This is a genomic window from Ignavibacteria bacterium (assembly GCA_016873845.1).
Taxonomy (GTDB): domain Bacteria; phylum Bacteroidota; class Ignavibacteria; order Ch128b; family Ch128b; genus JAHJVF01.
The window spans coordinates 1-19,894 of the sequence record VGVX01000010.1 but is presented as its reverse complement, the minus strand read 5'-3'; the positions used below and the strand labels follow the sequence as shown (position 1 = coordinate 19,894).

The window sequence follows — 19,894 nt, the reverse complement described above, 5'->3', positions numbered from 1 at the left end:
AAAATGAAAATTTTTGAAATTAGACAAATGAACGATGAAGAATTGACGAAGCGAATTCTCGAAGAAGAGAATAACTTAGTTGATTTGAGATTTGCACAAGAGACAAAACAATTGACAAATACTTCTAAATTAAGAAGTACGAAAAAAGATATTGCTAAAATGAAAACAGTATTAAAAGAAAGACAACTGAATTTAAAAAGAGGTCCGATATCAGCCGATTCATCAAAGGGAGAAAAAGAATAGATGGAAGAAAAGCGTAATATCCGTAAAACCAGGGTCGGCAAAGTCGTAAGCAATAAAATGGATAAGAGCATTGTCGTTGCAATTGAACGAAAAGTTGCTCATCCTATCTATAAAAAGTATTTCAAGAAAACTACCAAATTAATGGCTCATGACGAAAAAAATGAATGCAATATTGGTGATACTGTAAAAATCATGGAAAGCCGTCCGCTAAGTGCGAGAAAAAAATGGAGATTAGTTTCAATTTTGGAAAGAGCCAAATAAATTTTATCGTAGAGGAATTTAGTCATGATACAAGAAGAGACAAATTTAGTAGTAGCAGATAATTCTGGAGCAAAGCGGGTGCGATGTATCAGAGTGCTTGGTGGTAGTGATAGAAGATATGCCAGCATTGGCGATACTATTGTTGTATCTGTTAAAGCTGCTATTCCCGGTGGAACCGTAAAAAAAGGTGAAGTTTCAAGAGCTGTGATAGTTAGAACTAAAAAAGAAGTCAGAAGAAATGATGGGTCTTACATTCGCTTCGATGAGAATGCGGCAGTTTTGATAAATAATCAGAATGAACCCCGTGGAACAAGAATCTTCGGACCGGTAGCGAGAGAACTTCGAGAAAAACAATTCATGAAAATCGTTTCACTAGCTCCGGAAGTTTTATAAGAGGTAATGATGAAAGTTAGTATCAAAAAAAATGATAATGTGATTGTAATTGCCGGAAACTCACGCGGTAAAACCGGAAAAGTTTTGAAAGTGTATCCAAAGACAAAGAGAGTTATCATCGAAGGTGTTAACCTGGTTAAGCGTCATTCTCGCCCAACACAAAAAAATCCACAGGGGGGAATAGTAAAGAAGGAAGCACCCATTCATATATCAAATGTAATGTTGCTCGATCCAAAGTTGAATGAGAGAACCCGTTTAGGTTCAAAAATCATTCTCGATGAAAATACAAATAAGAAAAAGATCGTTAGGATCAGCATTAAGAGCGGAGAAATGGTTTAGGTTTTTCAAGATGGCAGAGAAAAAACAAAAAAAGAAAATAGAAGAAAAAGAAATAGAAAAGAAACCAAAAGGTAAAAAAGCAGATAAGCCTGAAGTGCCTGAGGAAAAAGTCCCTCTAAGACTTCTAGAAATGTATCGTCAGGAAATAATTCCTCATCTGAAAAATACTTTTTCCTATAAAAACATAATGGAAGTACCGAAGCTGGAGAAAATCACAGTTAATATCGGTGTTGGCGCTGCAACTCAGGATGCAAAATTACTCGACGCTGCTGTGAGAGACCTTGAAACAATTACAGGTCAAAAGCCTTCGGTTCGAAAAGCTAAAAAAGCTATTTCAAATTTCAAACTCCGTGAAGGCATGCCAATTGGTGCAATGGCTACTTTACGAAGAGCAAAAATGTACGAATTCTTTGATAGATTGATTAATATAGCCCTTCCACGAGTCCGTGACTTCCGTGGAGTTTCAGACAAATCATTTGATGGAAGAGGAAATTATAATCTTGGGATTAAAGAACACATCATATTCCCGGAGATCAATGTAGATAAAGTTGCGAGACTTTATGGATTGGATATATCAATCGTAACTTCTGCGAAATCTGACGCAGAAGCGTATGAACTATTAAAGAGTTTCGGATTTCCATTTAGAAAAAAAGAAATTACGCAATAAGGAGATAAATTTGGCTCGATTATCATTAAGAGTTAAAGCTAAAAAAGAACCGAAGTTTAAGGTTAGAAAATATAATCGATGTAACATTTGCGGACGCCCAAGGGCTTATATCCGAAAGTTTGGTGTATGCCGAATTTGCTTCCGAAATATGGCAAGCATCGGAAAAATTCCCGGTGTCAAGAAATCAAGTTGGTAAACAAGGAGTTAGAATTAGATGCCAGTAACAGACCCAGTCGCAGATTTTTTAACAAGAGTTAGAAATGCTATTAAAGCTCAGAAAATGAATGTTGAAATTCCTGCTTCTAATTTAAAGAAAGAAATTGCTAGAATACTCGAAGAACAAAAGTATATCGATGGTTATGATTTTGTAAAAGATAGTAAACAAGGTATTTTGAAAATAAAATTACGTTACGTTGCGGGCAGAAGTGCAATTAGTGGTTTAAAAAGAATCAGTACGCCTGGTTTAAGATTTTATGCGGATTCAAAATCAATTCCAAGAGTAAATAATGGATTGGGCGTTGCAATCATTTCAACATCAAAAGGATTGAGGAGTGATAAGCAAGCACGAAATGAAAAAATCGGCGGTGAAGTTATTTGCCACGTTTGGTAAATCGTAAAGGAGTTTAATGTGTCAAGAATAGGTAAAAAACCGATAGATATCCCAAAAGGAGTTACCGTTCAAATAGTTAACGGAGTTGTGAAGGTAAAAGGACCTAAAGGTGAATTACATCAAGAATACAATCAAGCTATCAAGATAAAAGTTGAAGAAGGTCAAGTAGTTGTAGAAAGATCCTCGAACGATAAACAGTTTAGAGCATTACATGGATTGTATCGCGCTCTGATCCAAGGTATGATTACTGGTACAACTGAGGGTTTTGCAAAAAAGCTTGAAATAGTAGGTGTTGGTTACCGAGCTGAATTGAAAGGACGAGGTTTACAACTCGCTTTAGGTTACTCACATCCAATTTTCTTCATTCCGCCAAAGGATGTTAAAATTGAAGTTCCACAGCCAACGCAGATTCTTGTAAGTGGATTCAGCAAGCAATTAGTTGGTCAAATTGCTGCCAAGATAAGATCATTTAGACCGCCTGAACCATACAAAGGCAAGGGAATTAAGTATGAAGGCGAACACATTGTTCGTAAAGCTGGTAAAACTGCAGGTAAATAAGTATGATTAAGAAAAAACCAAAATCGCGAATTCGAGTTAAAAAGAAATTAAAGAAAACTATCAAAGGTACAGCTGAAAAACCGAGATTAAGTGTTTATAAGAGTTTAGATGAAATCTATATTCAGTTTATTGATGATTTGGAGAATAAGACTTTGTTAGCTGTTTCAAGTATCAGCAAAGATGTTAAAAGTAAAGTTGCGGATATAAAAAATAAAGTTGAAAAAAGTAAAGCAGTTGGTAAAGCAGCAGCAGAAGTTGCAATAAGTAAAGGAATTTCAACAGGAATTTTTGATAGAGGCGGATTCAGATATCACGGGAGAATTAGAGCTTTAGCTGATGGCTTACGTGAAGGAGGTCTGAAAATTTAATGTCCGCCGTGAATGGACGCATTGCCGGGTCGTCTAATGGTAGGACAGCGGCCTTTGGAGCCGTACGTAGAGGTTCGAATCCTCTCCCGGCAGCAAATAACGGAGTAATGATATTTTAATATGAGTAAAACAATTAATTTAGAAAACTTAAAAGAACGAGTTGTACACATTAACCGGGTTGCAAAAGTTGTTAAAGGTGGTAGAAGATTCAGCTTTAACGCTATTGTAGTTGTGGGCGATGGTTCCGGTTTTGTCGGTGTTGGCTTAGGCAAAGCAAATGAAGTAACCGATGCAATTTCAAAAGGAATCGATGATGCCAAAAAGAATGTTGTACGAGTTTATAAATATAAAGGCACCATCCCTCATACTATTATTGGAAAAGCTGGTGCAGCCAAAGTGTTATTAAAGCCTGCTACTCCAGGTACAGGATTAATTGCTGGTGGCGGTGTTCGTGCCGTACTCGAATCGGCAGGTGTACAAGATGTCTTAACGAAGTCACTTGGTTCATCAAATCCGCATAATACAGTTAAAGCAACGTTAAACGCTTTGATGAACTTGCATGATGCAAATTCAGTTTCTATTAAACGTGGAATCACAAAAGAAGAATTATTTAATTAAAATGAAATTAAAGATTACGCAAACTAGATCTATAATCGATCGCCCAAAGGATCAAAAGAAAACCATCGAAGCTCTTGGTCTTGGAAGGCCAAACTGGGTTAAAATTCACAACGATACTCCTCAAATAAGAGGAATGATTCGTAAAGTAACTCACTTAGTAAAAGTTGAAGAAATTAAAGATTAAAAAATGGACGTTCTAAGTAATTTGAAATACGCCTCCGGCTCTATTAAAAAAAGAAAAAGAGTTGGCAGAGGTGTTGGTTCCGGTCATGGAAAAACTTCATGCCGAGGAAGTAATGGACAAAAATCGCGTGCAGGTGCAAAATACAGGAGCTGGTTTGAAGGAGGTCAAATGCCTCTGCAGAGAAGAATACCCAAAAGAGGTTTCACAAGTCCATTCCGAAAAGAATATCAAACTGTCAATTTAACTGCAATAGAAAAATTAGCTTCCAGAGTTAAGCTTGATGATAACAAAATTACGATTGAAATTTTACACAGCAACAGAGTTGTTGGTAACAAAAATCTTCCCATCAAGATATTAGGTGATGGAGAAATGAAATCCAAGCTAACCGTAGAAGCTAACGCATTCAGTAAAACAGCTCAAGAAAAAATTGAAGCTGCTGGTGGAAAAATAACCATAGTGGAATAAAATGCCGACATTTACAGAGAGCTTTAGAAATATTTTTAAGATTCCCGAACTGAGAGAGAGAATAATTTACACTCTCGCAATCTTAGTAATTGTAAGAATAGGTGCGCACATTACTCTACCCGGAGTGGATGCACAAGTTCTAGCAGAAGCTATGAGGAATGCTTCGCAGGATAATTTATTCGGACTGTATGACTTATTTGTTGGCGGTGCGTTTAGTAACGCTGCAATTTTTGCATTAGGTATAATGCCTTACATTAGTTCGTCAATTATTGTTCAGCTTCTTGGTGCCGTTGTACCTTACTTCCAAAAACTCCAAAAAGAAGGCGAAGAAGGAAGAAAAAAAATCAATCAAATTACAAGATATGGAACTGTTTTAGTTAGTGCGGTTCAAGCATGGGGTGTGACAGTTAGATTGAGCAGTATGGATTCTAATGGTGTTCCCATTGTTCCAGTCGAAGTACAAGGATTTGGCTTTACACTCAGTGCTGTCGTTATTCTTACATCTTGCACAATTTTCATGATGTGGCTTGGCGAACAAATTACTGAACGTGGGATTGGCAACGGTATATCATTAATTATTTTTATAGGTATAGTTGATAGATTACCTTACGCCATTTTTGATGAATATAGATTGTTAAGCGCTGGGCAGACTAACTTAATTGTTGAGATTGTCATTGTAGCACTAATGTTCTTTATTATTGCTGGTGTTGTACTTGTAACACAAGGGACGAGAAGAATCCCAGTTCAGTATGCAAAAAGAGTTGTTGGACGGAAAGTTTACGGCGGAGTAACACAATACATTCCGATGAGAGTAAATACTGCAGGTGTTATGCCTATAATCTTTGCTCAATCGATTATGTTTATCCCGAATACTTTCTTGACATTTTTCCCAGAGAGTGAATTAATGCAAGATCTGTCAGTTCATTTTAGATACGATTCATTTGTTTACTCATTCATCTATGCATTGATGATAGTATTTTTCACCTATTTCTATACTGCGATTGCATTTAATCCAAAAGATGTTTCAGAAACAATGAAAAGACAGGGTGGATTTATTCCTGGAATAAGACCCGGAACACAAACTTCTGAGTTTATCGATAATATTTTAACAAGAATCACTTTGCCAGGCTCAATATTCTTAGCGATAGTTGCGATTTTACCCGCTTTCGTTAGTCGCTTTGGTGTCTCGGGAACCTTTGCCCAGTTTTTTGGCGGAACAAGTCTTTTGATTCTTGTTGGCGTTGCTCTTGATACTTTACAGCAAATAGAATCTCATCTCGTAATGCGTCATTACGATGGATTTATGAAAAGCGGGAAGCTAAAGGGCAGACGCTAAGTTTCTGCCATGATTTTTATTAAAACTGCAGCAGAAATTGACGCTATTAGAAAAAGCTGTCAGATTGTTGCAGATGTTCTTAGACTTATTGGATCGATGGTTAAGCCAGGCATCTCAACGTCGGAATTGGATAAAGCCGCTGAAGATTTTATCCTTTCAAACGGAGGTATTCCAGCATTTAAAGGATATTCTCAAGCTGGGAGTGTAAATTTTCCTGCTTCGATTTGTTCATCAATCGACTATGCAGTCGTTCACGGAATACCTGATAGTAAACCACTACTTGAAGGACAAATTCTATCGGTGGATGTTGGAGTTAAAAAAAATGGATATTTTGGAGACGCTGCTCGAACATTTGCTGTCGGAAGTATTTCTGAAAGGAAACAAAAATTAATGAAGGTTACTGAAGAATCTTTTTGGAAAGGTGCTGAGCAAGCCATTAAAGGAAGTCGTGTACACGATATTTCATTCGAAATTCAAAAGCACGTCGAAGGAAATGGTTTTAGTGTAGTTCGAGATTTGTGCGGTCATGGTGTAGGGAAATTCCTGCATGAAGATCCCTCAATTCCGAATTATGGTAAACCTGGCACTGGTGCCAAATTGAAAACAGGAATGACTTTGGCTGTTGAACCTATGGTAAATGCTGGGACATGGAGAGTGAATGTACTTTCCGATGGTTGGACAGTTGTAACAGCGGATGGTGAACCGTCTGCACATTATGAAAATACAATTATGGTTACAAATGGTGAACCAGAAATTTTGACAATTTAATGCCAAAACAAGAATTAATTAAAATAGATGGAGTGATTACTGAAACTTTGCCGAATGCAACGTTTAGAGTAAAATTAGAAAATGGCCACGAAATACTTGCCCACATTTCAGGTAAGATGAGAATGCATTTTATTAAGATTTTAGTCGGTGATAAAGTCTCAGTTGAATTATCCCCTTACGATTTATCGAAGGGAAGAATAAATTATAGATACAAATAGAGTTTGGAGTATTTATGAAAGTAAGAGCTTCCGTGAAGAAAATATGCGAACACTGTAAAATCATTAAGAGAAAAGGACAGGTTCGAGTGATTTGTAAAAATCCGAAACATAAACAAAGACAAGGTTAAAATAACGGAGTTATAATTTGGCACGTATAGCAGGTATTGATCTACCAAAAAATAAAAAAATTGCTTATGCCTTAGGATACCTATATGGCATAGGCAGATCGAACGCATGGAAAATTCTTGAAGAAGCAAAAGTTGACCCTGATAAAAGAGTTAATGACCTGACTGCCGATGAAGTCGCAGCGATTCGTGCTGTTATTACTGCAGATTATAAAGTTGAAGGTGCTTTACGCGGTGAAGTTCAAATGAATGTGAAACGTTTGATGGATATTGGAACTTACCGAGGTCTTCGGCACAGAAGAGGTCTTCCAGTAAGAGGTCAAAGAACACGAACGAATTCGAGAACAAGAAAAGGAAAGAGAAAAACTGTTGCCGGTAAGAAAAAAGCCGCAGCTAAGAAATAATTAGGAGAATATAACTTGGCGAAAATCCAAAAGAAAATTAAAAAGAAAATTCATATTGATGCAAAAGGGATCGCACATGTTCATGCATCTTTTAATAATGTTATGGTTACGATAACGGATATTTATGGAAATACAATTTCTTGGTCTTCTGCAGGCAGAAATGGATTCAAAGGTTCAAGAAAGAATACTCCTTTTGCAGCACAAGTAACTGCCGAAGCTGCTGGCAAAGAAGCATTTGATGCTGGATTAAGAAAAATTGATGTGCTCGTTAAAGGGCCCGGTTCGGGAAGAGAAGCAGCGATTCGTTCACTTGCAACAGCGGGTTTGCACATTGAATCGATTAAAGATATTACACCGATTCCACATAACGGTTGCAGACCACCAAAAAGAAGAAGAGTTTAATAATTGGAGAAAATGTAGATGGCAATTTACACAGATGCAGTATGTAAATTATGTCGAAGAGAAAGACAAAAGCTGTTTTTAAAAGGAACTAAGTGTTATACCGAAAAATGTCCTATCGATAATAAAAATTATCCACCGGGGCAGCATGGTGTTTCAAGAAGAGCGAAAATCTCTGAGTATGGAGTTCAACTTCGAGAGAAACAAAAAGTAAAAAGGATTTACGGCATCTTAGAAAAACAATTCAGAAATTATTTTGAAAAAGCCAACAGGCAAAAAGGTGTTACTGGTGAGAATTTAATTAAACTTCTTGAAAGAAGGCTTGATTCAGTTGTTTATAGACTTGGTTTCGCTCCATCCCGTAAATCAGCTAGACAATTGATCCGACATAGACATATCCAAGTAGATGGACACATCACAGATATTCCATCATATTTGGTTACGCCTGGTCAAACTATAAAAGTGAGAGAAAAAAGTAAAAGTTTGGACAGCATTCATAACTCTCTCAAACGAGTAAAAGAAGGAACTTACGGTTGGGTGTCAATCGATAAAGCTTCTTTATCCGGAACATTTTTACATGTTCCTGAGAGAGCGGACATACCATTGAATGCTAATGAACAGTTAATAGTTGAATTATATTCTAAATAATCATTAACCTAAAAGGGTTTAGAAAATGAGTTTATCATTTATACAAATGCCAGAAACAATTGTACTTGACGAATCTACGTATTCAAATACGTTCGGAAGATTTTATATTCAACCGCTTGAGAGAGGATTCGGTGTTACGGTCGGAAATGCATTGAGACGAGTATTGATCTCCTCAATACCTGGAACTGCAATTACCGCAATAAAGATTGACGGTGTGTTGCATGAATTCAGTAATATCGAAGGGGTAAAAGAAGATGTTGCCGAAATGATCCTTAACCTTAAACAGGTTCGGATGAAGCTTTTGAATAAAAAGACGAACCGTGTCGTCCTAAAACTAAAAGGTGCAGGAGAAGTAAAAGCTTCGGAAATTCAAAAACAATCTGCCGATGTAGAAATTCTTAATCCAGATCTGCACATTGCTACATTAAACAAGCAAGCAAATTTTGAAATTGAATTACGGCTTGGCAGAGGTAAAGGATACGTTCCAGCAGAGGAAAATAAAAGCCCGGATTACACTATTGGCGTGATTCCTATTGATTCAATTTTTTCGCCGATTAAAAATTGTATTTTCAATGTTGAAGCAACTCGAGTTGGTGTGCGAAGTGATTTTGAAAAACTGACTCTTGATATTGAAACTGATGGATCAATTACACCAGAGGACAGTTTAACCTTAGCGGCAAAAATATTACGTGATCACTTCCAAATGTTTATCAATTTTGATATCGAGCCCGAAGAAGAAACAAAAGTTTCTGAACAAGATACAGAAAAACAAAGACTTCGCAAGATTTTGATGATGAACGTAGATGAGCTTGAGCTTTCAGTTCGAAGTCATAACTGCTTGAAGGCTGCAGATATCAAAACACTCGGAGATTTAGTAAAAAGAGAAGAAGCCGAGCTGCTTAAGTTCAGAAATTTTGGTAGAAAATCACTTGATGAACTTATGGCGATCACCGAAGAGTATGGCCTTCAATTTGGAATGGATGTTGAAAAATATCTAAAAGAGGATACTGAATAAATTTTAAGAGAGAAAAATGAGACACGCAGTTAAAGGCAGAAAATTAGGAAGAACAGCAAGTCATCGGAAGAGTACCTTAAATTCACTTGCTACCGCATTGTTCAGACATAAAAAAATTAAAACTACCTTAGCCAAGGCAAAAGAAACTAGAGTATTCGCTGAAAAGTTGATCACTAAAGCCCGCAAGAACGACTTATCAGCAAGAAGACATATTTCAAGATTTGTTAAAGATAGAGATGTTCTAAAAGAATTGTTTGGGGATATAATACTAAAAGTAGGCGAACGTCCAGGTGGATACACTCGTGTTATAAAGTTAGGTTCTAGAAAGGGTGATGGCGCTGATTTAGCTGTTTTGGAATTGGTTGATTACAACGAAGGTACTATTCAAGCTGCAAAAGAACGAGCGGATGCGAAAGCTGCACGTAAAGCAGAGAGAAAAGCAGCTGAGGGAAGCCCTGTTGAAGAATCAAAAGTAGTAGAAGAAGCAAAAGTAATCGAAGAAGTTAAAGAATCAGAGGTCACATCCACAAAAGAGGAAAAATCTGATGAAGGCGAAGCTTCTTCGGAAGAAAAGAAATAAATTTTTAATTACTTAGTTTTCAGGAGTAGTTAGTGAGACTGGCTACTCCTTTTTTATTGTTATGACTGTGAACTTTAGAAATACGGTCTTCATTGAAAGCGTTTTTGATCCAAAAAAGCTATTTCGAGATGCATATCCTGAGGTAGCTTTTATTGGTAGATCGAATGTAGGTAAATCATCACTGCTGAACTGCTTGGTCGGTAGAAAAGAAATTGCAAAAGTCAGTCAAACACCTGGGAAAACCCGATCTGTAAATTATTTTTTAATTGATAATTCCCTTTACTTTGTTGACCTTCCTGGATTCGGGTATGCAAAGAGAGCCAAATCCGAATTAAGAAGATTCGAGACATTGATTGAAAAGTACTTTATAAAAAACGAAAAAATCATTTTAGTTTGCCATTTGATTGATTCTCGTATTCCCCCAACAGAGTTGGATATTACAGCTAACGATTTCATAATGAAATTGAATTATCCAAGTTGTATTTTGCTTACAAAAGTTGATAAATTGAAGCAATCAGAAAAAGCTGGATTGAGGAAAGAATTGAAAAATCTTCAACTCCAAACAGTTATTGAAACGATCAATTTCTCTTCAAAAACCGGCGAAGGGAAAAAAGAAGTGTTAAGTCTGATAGGTATGCAATTTGAAAATTATTTTAAAACTAAGAAATATTAAGTGGCACAATTAAATAAAAAGAGGTTATTTACTTTCATTTTTCTTGTAGTTCTTGGACTAGTTCCACTTATTATGGATGATCTGCTAATTAGAATAAGTGCGATTGCAGTACTTGTAGTGTATGTGGCATTTATTATTTTCTTACGTGATGGAAAAGCTAAATTGGAACCCAAGTCGGAGGGGAATGCAGATGCTGCCCAAGATATCAAGCCCAAGTTAGAATCATTTCCAGAGGATGAGGAAAAATCTATAATCACTTCGAACGAATTAAAGCGGATGAAAGCCGCAACGCAGATTCACAGTCTCAAACCAAGCAATTTAAAAGATAAGTTTTACGAAATAGCTTGCGAGTCGTTGCCTGAAGGATTAGACCAGGATGCCCAGTTCAATTTTGTTCTTGAGAAAATATTGAATGTTATTCAATCGACATTAATAGCTCATTCGGCTATTTTCTTCTGGTTTAACAAGAAAAAAAATCAGATGATAATTCAGAGTTATGTTTCGGAGAATAATAATATCCATAAAGCAAGATTTTCTTTGGAAGAGGATATTGTGAGCAAAGTAGTGCGAAACGGCTCACCTGAATTGTTGAATAATTTAAATTCTAACGTTGAAGCTGACTTAATTCGCTATTATGATAGTACAATAGGGATCAAATCTATAGTCGCCGTTCCGGTATTTTTTAATGATCAATTGATCGGAGTTTTAGTAGCAGATAGTAAAAGCGAAGATGCTTTTGGTGTCGAAACAGTTTATCTGCTTGGCAGATTTGTGAGAATGGTCACAATAATGCTCGGCATATTTGATGAAAAATTCAGCGTCAATCTCGTTAATCAGAAATTAGATGCGTTGATTGGATTGATCGGCGACCCAGAGAAGAACCAAGATGAAAAATACTATTACCAAAAGTTGCTGCTTGCTTTCGATAAATTAGTTGAATGGGATGCTCTATCAATAATCGCATTCGATTATCAGGAAAGGTGTTACAAGATTAAACGAGTTGTACAAAAAACTTCCCTGAAATATCCAGGTGAAGGACTGGTTATTGACCTTGATAAATCAATAACTGGAAAAGCTATTCAAACCGGAAGAAGTGTGAAGATTGATGATATAACTGAAGACAAGATATATTTGTTCAACGCTCAAGATTCTTCAACACTTGGCGGATCACTGTTGATAACACCGATTCTATATCAAAATAAAACCTTTGGTGCGATAGTGATTGAAAAGCTGCGAAAGAATTTTTATTCTAATACAGATGTACGATTTATCGAAAAAATTGCTTCTTATATAGCATCGCATTTTGATTCGATTTCTAATATTCGGCTTTTAAATAGTTATCTGAGTGTTGATTTAGACACTCTTCTTCTTAACAGATCAACTTTTGAAAAAAGAGTTAAAGAAGAGCTAACCAAATCAAATATCACTAAAGTTAATGTTGGGCTTGCTTTTATTTCAGTTGATAATTTTGAAAAGCTGTTAAATGAATTTGGTGAAAAGGTAATTCAAAAAATCATTAAGCATGTTGCAGTGCATTTAAACAAAGAATCAGATGATCTTATGATTAACGCTCGGCTAGATACTAATAAATTTGCTGTGTTGTTTTTCAATCGAGATGATGCCGAAGCTTTTCTATGGTGCGAGAAACTTCGCCAAAAGGTTGTTAAGGATTTTATAAATTTGGATAGTAATAATATTAGCATTTCACTGAGTATCGGTTTTGCCAGTGGTAAAAATCATGTCCAACCTGAGCTATTATTCGAAAACTGTGAACTTGTTCTTCGCAGGGCAGTTTCAAGTGGCGGGAATTGTGTGAGAAATTTCAAATGATTTTCTCAAAATCCTCTTAATGGCTCAATGTATTAGTAACATTATTTGTTGAAACAATAAACTTTAAATTATTTTCCATGCCAAAAACAGTTGTCATAATTCTCGATGGAGTTGGTGTAGGTTTCACACCAGATGCTGCTGACTACAATGATGTCGGATGTAATACGCTTGGCAATATCGCCAAAAAAATTGGTGGTCTGAAATTACCTAATCTTGAACAGCTGGGTATTGGAAACATTATTGATATTCCTGGAATTGCTAAGAGATCAGATTGCATCGGTAATTTCGGAAAAATGAAAGAACTATCAAAAGGAAAAGACAGTACAACAGGACACTGGGAAATTGGCGGCTTGATTACCGACAAACAGTTTCCAGTTTATCCCAGTGGATTTCCAAAAGAAATTATAAACAAGTTTATTAAACTCAATGGTTTGAGCGGTTCACTTGGAAATAAAGCTGCGTCTGGTACAGTAATTATTGTAGAACTTGGTGAGGAGCACATTCGTACTGGTTATCCGATCGTCTATACGAGTGCCGATTCGGTTTTTCAAATTGCAGCTCATGAGGAAGTAATCCCCATAGAAAAACTGTATGAAATTTGTGAAGTCACTCGAAACAGAGTTATGATAGGTGAACATGCTGTTGGTAGAATCATCGCCCGACCTTTTATAGGCAGCAATGGAAACTTTAGCCGAACTTATAAGAGAAAAGATTATGTTCTTGAACCACATGGCGAAATAATTTTTGACGTATTAGTTCAAAATGATATTAATACTATCGGAATCGGTAAAATCAATGATTTATTCGCTTACAGAAATATTAATAAGCAAATTAAAACCAAAACTAATCTCGAAGGTATTGCTGAAACAATTAAATTCATTAATGAAGGAGAAAATTCATATCTGATGACAAACTTAGTAGATTTTGATGTTTATTTCGGTCACAGAAATGATAGTGAGGGATTCGCAAAAGCATTGATTGAATTTGATAATCATTTACCAAAATTGCTAACTGCTCTGAATGAAGCTGATATGCTTATAATTACCTCTGATCATGGTAACGATCCAACCTTTCCTGGTACTGATCATACAAGGGAATTTGTTCCTCTATTAGTGTACGGAAAAAATTTAGTTAAAGGAATGAATATCGGTTTAAGAGAGACTTTTGCAGATGTTAGTAAAACGATTTGTGATTTTTACGGGATAAGCAATAGACTGAGCGGAACGAGTTTCTATCCTTTACTACAGCCCAAAAATGTTTAAAATTTGTGAAAAAGGACAAAGAAGTAAATAAAAATACTTCAATTTGAAACTATTATTAATGAAAAAAATTTTTATATTTAAAGCCAAAATTAACTAGAATAGGTGAGAACTTGATACTTGGCAGAATCATTGGTACCGTTTGGGCAACAAGAAAAGACGATAATTTAGTCGGTGCAAAATTCTTGATTGTTCGGCAATTGAACCTTGATTATTCTGAAACGTCTAATTTTGTTGTTGCAGTTGATAGTGTCGGAGCTGGAGTAGGTGAGGTTGTTTTAGTGGCAACCGGTTCTTCTGCTCGACAGACTGCGTTCACCAAAAATAAGCCAATTGATGCTGTCATAATGGCAATTGTAGATAAATTAGACATACCGATTAAACAAAAAGATTTTGAAACCGTAAAAAATTAAATTATGTTTTTCGCACAAGTGATCGGAACAGTATGGGCAACAAAAAAATATCCTGCACTTGAATCATTCAAAATGCAGTTTATTCAGCCGATAAATGGTGAAATGAAACAACGTGGCGAACCAATTGTTGCAATCGATACAGTCGGCGCTGGACCTGGTGAAATTGTGATGTACATTACTGCATCCGAAGCCGTAATCCCACTGCCAGTGGATATGGCACCAGTAGATGCATCAATAGTTGGAATTATTGATCGAATAGATTTGGAAAAAAATTTGGAGAAGAAAAAGTAAATGGTAAGAATAACCAAACAATACACGAATAGAGAAAGTCAGTCACTCGATAAGTATTTACAGGAAATTGGAAAAGTTGATTTAATTACTCCGGACGAAGAAATTGAACTTGCCCAAAAAATCAAAAAAGGTGATCAGCTTGCTCTGGAGAAATTAACCAAAGCAAACCTTCGCTTTGTTGTTTCAGTGGCCAAACAATATCAAAACCAAGGATTATCTCTCGGCGATTTGATCAATGAAGGAAACTTAGGTTTAATAAAAGCTGCAAAGCGATTTGACGAGACTCGTGGGTTTAAGTTTATATCATATGCAGTTTGGTGGATTCGTCAGTCAATTCTACAAGCCCTTGCGGAACAATCAAGAATTGTAAGGTTACCGCTTAACCGAGTCGGAGCTCTAAATAAAATTGGAAAAGCTTTCAGTAATCTCGAGCAAGAATTTGAAAGAGAACCGAGTGCTCAAGAATTATCCGAGGAATTGAATATTCCAGTTGGCGAAGTTGCTGATACGTTAAAAATATCCGGCAGACATGTTTCTATGGATGCTCCTTTTGCTCAGGGAGAAGATAATCGTTTGCTTGACGTTATCCAAAACGATCAACAGCCCTCTCCTGATCATGGATTAATGAAAGAATCATTAAAAGTTGAAATTGAAAGAGCTTTATCTACTTTAACAGAACGTGAAGCAGAAGTGATTAGACTCTATTTCGGACTTAACTATGAGCACTCACTCACATTGGAAGAGATTGGAGAGAAATTCAATCTTACTCGCGAAAGAGTAAGACAAATCAAAGAAAAGGCAATTCGTCGATTGCGGCACGCATCTCGCAGCAAGGCGCTTCGCTCTTATCTTGGATAATCCTTAAAACAATTTAAGTTCTACGTACTCAAACGATTGATTCTATTATTAAACTCATTTAACATTTGAACCTGTTAACTATTTCTATAAATAGATTTTCATTGTCGGCCACAGTTACCATGACTGTAATTTTACTAGCATTTTCCTCTTGTTCTGGTCCAGTTCGTTTCGCATCAAAATCAACAAATGGACAGAATGGATTGTCAAAATCAGACTCACTCAGAGTTGTCCGCGGACTCAATTCTCATCAAGATTCATCACTTCGTTTTGCAAGTGATATTGAATTTAGCGAAGATGAAATTAGAGAATCCGAAAGAGAAATTCCTGATCAGGGGAAAATTGATATTAGTGAACTACTGCGGCAGCATGGCCGGATGGATACTATTAATAGTATTCCAACCTCATATGAGCGAACAATAATGCAGATCATAAATTTTCTCGGAACTCCATATAAATTCGGAGGCAATTCACGAAAAGGAATTGATTGCAGTGCTTTTACCCAAACTATAATGGCTGAAGCCTTTAATCTAGAAATTCCACGTTCAACTCTTGGGCAAATTAAAATCGGCAGTGAAGTGCGGAGAGAGGAACTTGAATTCGGGGATCTGATATTTTTTAATACACGCCGCCGCCAAGTTCCAGGTCATGTCGGAATTTATCTTTGGGATCAATATTTCGCCCATGCATCAACTAAACATGGCGTAACAATCAGTTCGATGGAATCGGGTTATTATGATCGCAAATTTATTTCGGCCCGCAGGATAGAAGAAGTGTTTGCGTTAACTAGATAGTCAGATTTTAATAATTACAAATGGTCGAAATCAAATTACGACCTTCTGATAGTACTTAATTTCTATTAAGAACATCCGCTCGTTGAACCGCACTCCAGACACTTATAGCAATTTCCACTCCTTACCATAATTGAACCGCATTCATGACAAGGAGGTGCATCAGCTTGGGTCACAAAAACTTTCTTTTCGTTAAACTCCAGTGAATTTTGCATTTTAGTTTGAGACTTGCTCATTGTCTTTGATTTCTTTGCTTGGTATTCCGGAATTTGAGCTAATTGACTCGCTTCATCTTCAGGTAAAAATTTTAATTGAAGCCATCTGAAGATATAATCCATCACAGATTTGGCAATGGGAATCTGCTTATTATTTGTGAATCCAGAAGGTTCAAACCTTGTATGTGTGAACTTATCTACTAATACTTTTAATGGAACACCGTACTGCAGCGCTAATGATATTGCCGTAGCAAATGAATCCATTAATCCCGAAACAACAGTCCCTTCCTTAGACATTACAATGAAAATTTCCCCTGGTTGGCCGTCCTCGTAAATACCAACTGTTATATAACCTTCGTGACCGCTAATGCTAAATTTATGGGTGATTGAGTGCCGTTCATCAGGAAGTCTTTTCCTACGAGGTTGAAAGTCTATATATAAATTTCCTTTTTCTTCGGCGATTTTCTTTTTTTCGGTTTTTGTTGATGTGCTGAGTGGTTGAGTAACTTTACAACCATCTCGATAAATCGCAATTGCCTTGAGTCCCAATCGCCATGCTTCTAAATAAGAATTTTTAATTTCCTCAACTCTTACTTCGTTCGGCATATTGACAGTTTTAGAAATTGCACCAGATAAGAATGGCTGAACAGCCGACATCATTTTTATGTGACCCATGTAATGAATAGTTCGCGATCCATTGACCGGCTTAAAAGCACAATCAAAGATTGGCAAGTGTTCTTCCAATAAATGAGGAGCGCCTTCGATCGTATCACTTTCATTAATATATGAAACAATTTCAGCAACTTGCTTTGAATTATAGCCTAATTTATTTAAAGCTAGTGGAACAGTTTTGTTTATAATTTTGAATGCACCGCCACCGACTAATTTTTTCATCTTGACAAGTGCGATATCAGGCTCTACACCAGTGGTGTCACAATCCATCATAAAGCCGATTGTACCTGTCGGGGCTAATACCGTTACTTGAGAATTCCTAAATCCAAATTCCGTTCCGAATTTCGCAACCTCTTCCCAAATTTCGATGGAAGAAGTGAACATCTCCAATGGTATAAGTGAACCATCAATTTTTTTGGCTGCTTGGAGATGTTGATTCATTATGCGGAGCATCGGCTCACGATTTTTTAAAAAACCTCTAAATGGTCCTATTTTCTCAGAAATTATGGCGGATTGTTTGTAAGCTACACCGCACATTATGGAGGTGATGGCAGCAGCATATGCACGTCCATGATCGCTGTCGTAAGCGACACCATTTGCCATTAGTAATGCCCCGAGGTTTGCATAACCGAGTCCGAGTGGACGATAATCATAACTGTTTTTCTCAATTGCTTTGGTCGGGTAACTTGAATTCTCAACGAGAATTTCTTGAGCAGTAATCACTATGCTGCATACGTGTCTAAAGGAATCAACATCAAAATTACCATCCTCATTCCGGAATTTCATTAAATTCAGTGAAGCCAAATTGCACGCTGTATCATCGAGAAACATGTATTCACTGCAAGGATTGCTTGCGTTTATTCTTGCACTATTCGAGCATGTATGCCAATTATTGATTGTCGTATCGAATTGAATTCCCGGATCGCCGCATAGCCAAGCGGCTTGGGCGACTTTGTTCATAACATCTTCAGCATCAAATGTATCGATGACGCGCCCATCTTTAATTGCTTTTGTTTGCCAGGATTTTTTATTTACAACGGCATCCATAAACTCATCAGTCACACGAATTGAATGATTAGCGTTTTGATAATGGATACTGTCATACGCGCCACCTGGCACATTGAAACTTGAATCATACCCGGCTTCGATTAATGCATGAGCTTTTTTCTCTTCATCAGCTTTACAATTAATAAAATCAATGATGTCAGGATGATCTATGTTAAGGATTACCATTTTTGCTGCTCGGCGTGTTTTACCGCCGCTTTTTATTACACCAGCAAATGCATCATAACCTTTCATGAACGATACTGGTCCAGAAGCAATACCACCACCTGAGAGGGATTCCTTTGATGATCTGAGGACACTTAGATTAGTTCCCGTTCCACTTCCCCACTTGAAAAGCATACCTTCAGTCTTTGCTAATTCGAGGATAGATTCCATTTTGTCTTCAACGGAATTAATAAAACAAGCCGAGCACTGAGGATGTTTTTCGATTCCGACATTAAACCAAACTGGACTGTTAAAACTTAAATATTGGTTTACTAACAAATAAGAGAGCTCGTTATAGAATGCATTTGCGTCTTCAACATTCGAAAAATACTTTCCTTTAATCCCCCATTCAGTGATTGTTTTTGTAACTCGATTAATTAATTGACGGACACTATGCTCTCGGTCAGGTGTGTCAAGCTTTCCGTGAAAATATTTCGATACGACTACGTTGGTTGCTGTTAGCGACCATGATTTTGGTATTTCAACATCTTTTTGTTGAAATATAATTTCTCCTTTTTCATTGGAGATTGTTGCATCTCTAAGATCCCATTCAATTTCATCGAATGGATGTATTTCTTTGTTTGATAATTTATAATTAAATGTTAAACCGTCTTTTTTAAAATATTCCTCACTCTCAGTATTCGGAAGGTCAATCTTTCGGGTTGACATGAAAGTGGTACTTTTTTGCATTAAACTCTCTCGTGAATAATAATTGAATTTGGGATGTTGTTTTTCTTACCATAATTTCTTTTGCATAGACAAGATTCAAAACATGCTTGGCAATAATATCATTCATATTCAAATGATGCAAGATTTTTTTTTGACAAAGAAAAAATTTTTTTCATACTTCAATAACATTTTACAAATCATTTATTAAAAATAAAAATTTATTTTTGAAAAAATATTCTCCGTAAATTTAAATATTGAGTCGAGTATAAATCGAGCACTGATAAAAAAATATTTAATGAAGGAGTTAAAATGGAAAAAAGTATATGGTTAAAAAATATCGAACGTGATATAATTTCACTTGGGAGTATTGTGTTTTATTTTCTTGTAATTGGAAGAGCCCTGATTGCACCATACGTACTTTTTGTGAGTCAATTAATTGTAGCAGCCATATTCCTTGTAATAATTTTCATCAAATTTAAAGATTGGGAAACTTATATAGCACGAGCATTCGTGTTGTTAGTATGTACTGGAATTTTTTACAACAGTCTGGCGTACACAATATTTACAATAGTAATATTTTTATTAATACTAATTTCATCTAAGCATCTGGGCTCTTCAACGAAAAGCATCATTGCTGGTATATTGATTGGAATAATCTCACTCGTTCCAGCTTTTATTGCGTCACATTTAATTCGAGGAAGTTTTGGATTCACTGAATGATTTGAAGCCAAAAACATTCAAAAATTTAGAATTTTTAT

At 36.3% G+C, this 19,894-nt stretch carries 30 protein-coding genes and 1 tRNA gene; 30 read left to right on the top strand and 1 reads right to left on the bottom strand.

What is annotated here, in order from left to right; genetic code table 11:
* Positions 1 to 3: 3 nt before the first annotated feature.
* The 29 genes from FJ213_03995 to FJ213_03855 all read left to right on the top strand — a co-directional run bounded on the left by FJ213_03995 (position 4) and on the right by FJ213_03855 (position 16,314).
* A complete protein-coding gene (locus FJ213_03995; protein MBM4175322.1) occupies positions 4 to 243 on the top strand; it encodes a 50S ribosomal protein L29 in 240 nt (79 codons plus the stop codon).
* Positions 244 to 504 (top strand): 30S ribosomal protein S17, encoded by a 261-nt coding sequence (gene rpsQ / locus FJ213_03990; protein ID MBM4175321.1) that lies wholly within the window; start codon positions 244 to 246, stop codon positions 502 to 504.
* Between the two features lie 24 nt (positions 505 to 528).
* Positions 529 to 897, top strand: coding sequence for a 50S ribosomal protein L14 (gene rplN, locus FJ213_03985; GenBank protein ID MBM4175320.1), 369 nt, complete (start codon positions 529 to 531; stop codon positions 895 to 897).
* Positions 898 to 906: 9 nt separating this feature from the next.
* On the top strand, positions 907 to 1,236 hold the full coding sequence (locus FJ213_03980; GenBank protein ID MBM4175319.1) for a 50S ribosomal protein L24: 330 nt from the start codon (positions 907 to 909) through the stop codon (positions 1,234 to 1,236).
* Positions 1,237 to 1,246: 10 nt separating this feature from the next.
* The gene (rplE, locus tag FJ213_03975; protein ID MBM4175318.1) at positions 1,247 to 1,903 is read left to right on the top strand and encodes a 50S ribosomal protein L5; all 657 of its coding nucleotides are present in this window, start codon (positions 1,247 to 1,249) and stop codon (positions 1,901 to 1,903) included.
* A gap of 10 nt (positions 1,904 to 1,913) precedes the next feature.
* Positions 1,914 to 2,099 carry a type Z 30S ribosomal protein S14 gene (locus tag FJ213_03970; GenBank protein MBM4175317.1) on the top strand — a complete coding sequence of 62 codons (186 nt, stop codon included), beginning with the start codon at positions 1,914 to 1,916 and terminating at the stop codon, positions 2,097 to 2,099.
* A gap of 18 nt (positions 2,100 to 2,117) precedes the next feature.
* Positions 2,118 to 2,513: a 30S ribosomal protein S8 gene (gene rpsH / locus FJ213_03965; GenBank protein MBM4175316.1), complete on the top strand. Its 396-nt coding sequence runs from the start codon at positions 2,118 to 2,120 to the stop codon at positions 2,511 to 2,513.
* An 18-nt stretch (positions 2,514 to 2,531) separates the two neighbouring features.
* Positions 2,532 to 3,071 carry a 50S ribosomal protein L6 gene (locus tag FJ213_03960; protein ID MBM4175315.1) on the top strand — a complete coding sequence of 180 codons (540 nt, stop codon included), beginning with the start codon at positions 2,532 to 2,534 and terminating at the stop codon, positions 3,069 to 3,071.
* A gap of 2 nt (positions 3,072 to 3,073) precedes the next feature.
* Entirely contained in the window at positions 3,074 to 3,439 is a 366-nt protein-coding gene (locus tag FJ213_03955; protein ID MBM4175314.1) for a 50S ribosomal protein L18, read from the top strand.
* Between the two features lie 22 nt (positions 3,440 to 3,461).
* Positions 3,462 to 3,535 (top strand) — tRNA-Gln (locus FJ213_03950).
* Positions 3,536 to 3,559: 24 nt separating this feature from the next.
* Complete coding sequence (locus FJ213_03945; protein MBM4175313.1) at positions 3,560 to 4,057, top strand: 30S ribosomal protein S5; 498 nt, start codon at positions 3,560 to 3,562, stop codon at positions 4,055 to 4,057.
* A 1-nt stretch (position 4,058) separates the two neighbouring features.
* Positions 4,059 to 4,241, top strand: coding sequence for a 50S ribosomal protein L30 (rpmD, locus tag FJ213_03940; protein MBM4175312.1), 183 nt, complete (start codon positions 4,059 to 4,061; stop codon positions 4,239 to 4,241).
* Between the two features lie 3 nt (positions 4,242 to 4,244).
* Positions 4,245 to 4,706: a 50S ribosomal protein L15 gene (locus tag FJ213_03935; GenBank protein MBM4175311.1), complete on the top strand. Its 462-nt coding sequence runs from the start codon at positions 4,245 to 4,247 to the stop codon at positions 4,704 to 4,706.
* Between the two features lies 1 nt (position 4,707).
* The gene (gene secY / locus FJ213_03930; GenBank protein ID MBM4175310.1) at positions 4,708 to 6,042 is read left to right on the top strand and encodes a preprotein translocase subunit SecY; all 1,335 of its coding nucleotides are present in this window, start codon (positions 4,708 to 4,710) and stop codon (positions 6,040 to 6,042) included.
* A gap of 9 nt (positions 6,043 to 6,051) precedes the next feature.
* Positions 6,052 to 6,810, top strand: coding sequence for a type I methionyl aminopeptidase (gene map, locus FJ213_03925; protein ID MBM4175309.1), 759 nt, complete (start codon positions 6,052 to 6,054; stop codon positions 6,808 to 6,810).
* A complete protein-coding gene (gene infA, locus FJ213_03920) occupies positions 6,810 to 7,028 on the top strand; it encodes a translation initiation factor IF-1 (GenBank protein ID MBM4175308.1) in 219 nt (72 codons plus the stop codon). Before map ends, infA begins: the two co-directional genes overlap by 1 nt.
* Before the next feature lie 14 nt (positions 7,029 to 7,042).
* Positions 7,043 to 7,156: a 50S ribosomal protein L36 gene (rpmJ, locus tag FJ213_03915; protein MBM4175307.1), complete on the top strand. Its 114-nt coding sequence runs from the start codon at positions 7,043 to 7,045 to the stop codon at positions 7,154 to 7,156.
* 17 nt (positions 7,157 to 7,173) lie between these two features.
* Entirely contained in the window at positions 7,174 to 7,557 is a 384-nt protein-coding gene (gene rpsM / locus FJ213_03910; protein MBM4175306.1) for a 30S ribosomal protein S13, read from the top strand.
* Between the two features lie 15 nt (positions 7,558 to 7,572).
* On the top strand, positions 7,573 to 7,959 hold the full coding sequence (gene rpsK, locus FJ213_03905; protein ID MBM4175305.1) for a 30S ribosomal protein S11: 387 nt from the start codon (positions 7,573 to 7,575) through the stop codon (positions 7,957 to 7,959).
* A gap of 18 nt (positions 7,960 to 7,977) precedes the next feature.
* Positions 7,978 to 8,604, top strand: a complete 627-nt coding sequence (gene rpsD, locus FJ213_03900; GenBank protein ID MBM4175304.1) for a 30S ribosomal protein S4 — start codon at positions 7,978 to 7,980, stop codon at positions 8,602 to 8,604.
* A gap of 25 nt (positions 8,605 to 8,629) precedes the next feature.
* A complete protein-coding gene (locus FJ213_03895) occupies positions 8,630 to 9,619 on the top strand; it encodes a DNA-directed RNA polymerase subunit alpha (protein MBM4175303.1) in 990 nt (329 codons plus the stop codon).
* 16 nt (positions 9,620 to 9,635) lie between these two features.
* Entirely contained in the window at positions 9,636 to 10,199 is a 564-nt protein-coding gene (locus tag FJ213_03890; protein ID MBM4175302.1) for a 50S ribosomal protein L17, read from the top strand.
* Positions 10,200 to 10,260: 61 nt separating this feature from the next.
* Entirely contained in the window at positions 10,261 to 10,872 is a 612-nt protein-coding gene (locus FJ213_03885) for a YihA family ribosome biogenesis GTP-binding protein (GenBank protein MBM4175301.1), read from the top strand.
* Positions 10,873 to 12,702, top strand: coding sequence for a GGDEF domain-containing protein (locus FJ213_03880; GenBank protein ID MBM4175300.1), 1,830 nt, complete (start codon positions 10,873 to 10,875; stop codon positions 12,700 to 12,702).
* 77 nt (positions 12,703 to 12,779) lie between these two features.
* Complete coding sequence (locus tag FJ213_03875; GenBank protein ID MBM4175299.1) at positions 12,780 to 13,964, top strand: phosphopentomutase; 1,185 nt, start codon at positions 12,780 to 12,782, stop codon at positions 13,962 to 13,964.
* 110 nt (positions 13,965 to 14,074) lie between these two features.
* Positions 14,075 to 14,374: an ethanolamine utilization protein EutN gene (locus FJ213_03870; GenBank protein ID MBM4175298.1), complete on the top strand. Its 300-nt coding sequence runs from the start codon at positions 14,075 to 14,077 to the stop codon at positions 14,372 to 14,374.
* 3 nt (positions 14,375 to 14,377) lie between these two features.
* Positions 14,378 to 14,665: an ethanolamine utilization protein EutN gene (locus tag FJ213_03865; protein ID MBM4175297.1), complete on the top strand. Its 288-nt coding sequence runs from the start codon at positions 14,378 to 14,380 to the stop codon at positions 14,663 to 14,665.
* Positions 14,666 to 15,523 (top strand): sigma-70 family RNA polymerase sigma factor, encoded by an 858-nt coding sequence (locus tag FJ213_03860; protein ID MBM4175296.1) that lies wholly within the window; start codon positions 14,666 to 14,668, stop codon positions 15,521 to 15,523.
* 119 nt (positions 15,524 to 15,642) lie between these two features.
* Complete coding sequence (locus FJ213_03855; protein MBM4175295.1) at positions 15,643 to 16,314, top strand: hypothetical protein; 672 nt, start codon at positions 15,643 to 15,645, stop codon at positions 16,312 to 16,314.
* A gap of 65 nt (positions 16,315 to 16,379) precedes the next feature.
* Here FJ213_03855 and FJ213_03850 read toward each other — a convergent pair whose 3' ends face one another.
* Positions 16,380 to 19,136: a vitamin B12-dependent ribonucleotide reductase gene (locus FJ213_03850; protein ID MBM4175294.1), complete on the bottom strand. Its 2,757-nt coding sequence runs from the start codon at positions 19,134 to 19,136 to the stop codon at positions 16,380 to 16,382.
* A gap of 309 nt (positions 19,137 to 19,445) precedes the next feature.
* Between FJ213_03850 and FJ213_03845 the strand changes: the two genes are divergently transcribed.
* Positions 19,446 to 19,856 carry a hypothetical protein gene (locus FJ213_03845; protein ID MBM4175293.1) on the top strand — a complete coding sequence of 137 codons (411 nt, stop codon included), beginning with the start codon at positions 19,446 to 19,448 and terminating at the stop codon, positions 19,854 to 19,856.
* Positions 19,857 to 19,894: the final 38 nt, after the last annotated feature.

Excerpts from the sequence above, each read along its gene's own strand:
- FJ213_03980 (MBM4175319.1), top strand. The coding sequence starts at position 907 with ATGAAAGTTAGTATCAAAAAAAATGATAATGTGATTGTAATTGCCGGA.
- rplE (MBM4175318.1), top strand. The coding sequence starts at position 1,247 with ATGGCAGAGAAAAAACAAAAAAAGAAAATAGAAGAAAAAGAAATAGAA.
- FJ213_03890 (MBM4175302.1), top strand. The coding sequence starts at position 9,636 with ATGAGACACGCAGTTAAAGGCAGAAAATTAGGAAGAACAGCAAGTCAT.
- FJ213_03850 (MBM4175294.1), bottom strand. The coding sequence starts at position 19,136 with ATGTCAACCCGAAAGATTGACCTTCCGAATACTGAGAGTGAGGAATAT.
- FJ213_03935 (MBM4175311.1), top strand. The coding sequence starts at position 4,245 with ATGGACGTTCTAAGTAATTTGAAATACGCCTCCGGCTCTATTAAAAAA.
- rpmJ (MBM4175307.1), top strand. The coding sequence starts at position 7,043 with ATGAAAGTAAGAGCTTCCGTGAAGAAAATATGCGAACACTGTAAAATC.
- rpsQ (MBM4175321.1), top strand. The coding sequence starts at position 244 with ATGGAAGAAAAGCGTAATATCCGTAAAACCAGGGTCGGCAAAGTCGTA.
- FJ213_03885 (MBM4175301.1), top strand. The coding sequence starts at position 10,261 with ATGACTGTGAACTTTAGAAATACGGTCTTCATTGAAAGCGTTTTTGAT.
- FJ213_03945 (MBM4175313.1), top strand. The coding sequence starts at position 3,560 with ATGAGTAAAACAATTAATTTAGAAAACTTAAAAGAACGAGTTGTACAC.
- FJ213_03865 (MBM4175297.1), top strand. The coding sequence starts at position 14,378 with ATGTTTTTCGCACAAGTGATCGGAACAGTATGGGCAACAAAAAAATAT.
- map (MBM4175309.1), top strand. The coding sequence starts at position 6,052 with ATGATTTTTATTAAAACTGCAGCAGAAATTGACGCTATTAGAAAAAGC.
- rplN (MBM4175320.1), top strand. The coding sequence starts at position 529 with ATGATACAAGAAGAGACAAATTTAGTAGTAGCAGATAATTCTGGAGCA.
- infA (MBM4175308.1), top strand. The coding sequence starts at position 6,810 with ATGCCAAAACAAGAATTAATTAAAATAGATGGAGTGATTACTGAAACT.
- FJ213_03995 (MBM4175322.1), top strand. The coding sequence starts at position 4 with ATGAAAATTTTTGAAATTAGACAAATGAACGATGAAGAATTGACGAAG.
- FJ213_03855 (MBM4175295.1), top strand. The coding sequence starts at position 15,643 with ATGACTGTAATTTTACTAGCATTTTCCTCTTGTTCTGGTCCAGTTCGT.
- rpsD (MBM4175304.1), top strand. The coding sequence starts at position 7,978 with ATGGCAATTTACACAGATGCAGTATGTAAATTATGTCGAAGAGAAAGA.
- rpsH (MBM4175316.1), top strand. The coding sequence starts at position 2,118 with ATGCCAGTAACAGACCCAGTCGCAGATTTTTTAACAAGAGTTAGAAAT.
- FJ213_03895 (MBM4175303.1), top strand. The coding sequence starts at position 8,630 with ATGAGTTTATCATTTATACAAATGCCAGAAACAATTGTACTTGACGAA.
- secY (MBM4175310.1), top strand. The coding sequence starts at position 4,708 with ATGCCGACATTTACAGAGAGCTTTAGAAATATTTTTAAGATTCCCGAA.
- FJ213_03955 (MBM4175314.1), top strand. The coding sequence starts at position 3,074 with ATGATTAAGAAAAAACCAAAATCGCGAATTCGAGTTAAAAAGAAATTA.
- FJ213_03845 (MBM4175293.1), top strand. The coding sequence starts at position 19,446 with ATGGAAAAAAGTATATGGTTAAAAAATATCGAACGTGATATAATTTCA.
- FJ213_03860 (MBM4175296.1), top strand. The coding sequence starts at position 14,666 with ATGGTAAGAATAACCAAACAATACACGAATAGAGAAAGTCAGTCACTC.
- rpmD (MBM4175312.1), top strand. The coding sequence starts at position 4,059 with ATGAAATTAAAGATTACGCAAACTAGATCTATAATCGATCGCCCAAAG.
- FJ213_03875 (MBM4175299.1), top strand. The coding sequence starts at position 12,780 with ATGCCAAAAACAGTTGTCATAATTCTCGATGGAGTTGGTGTAGGTTTC.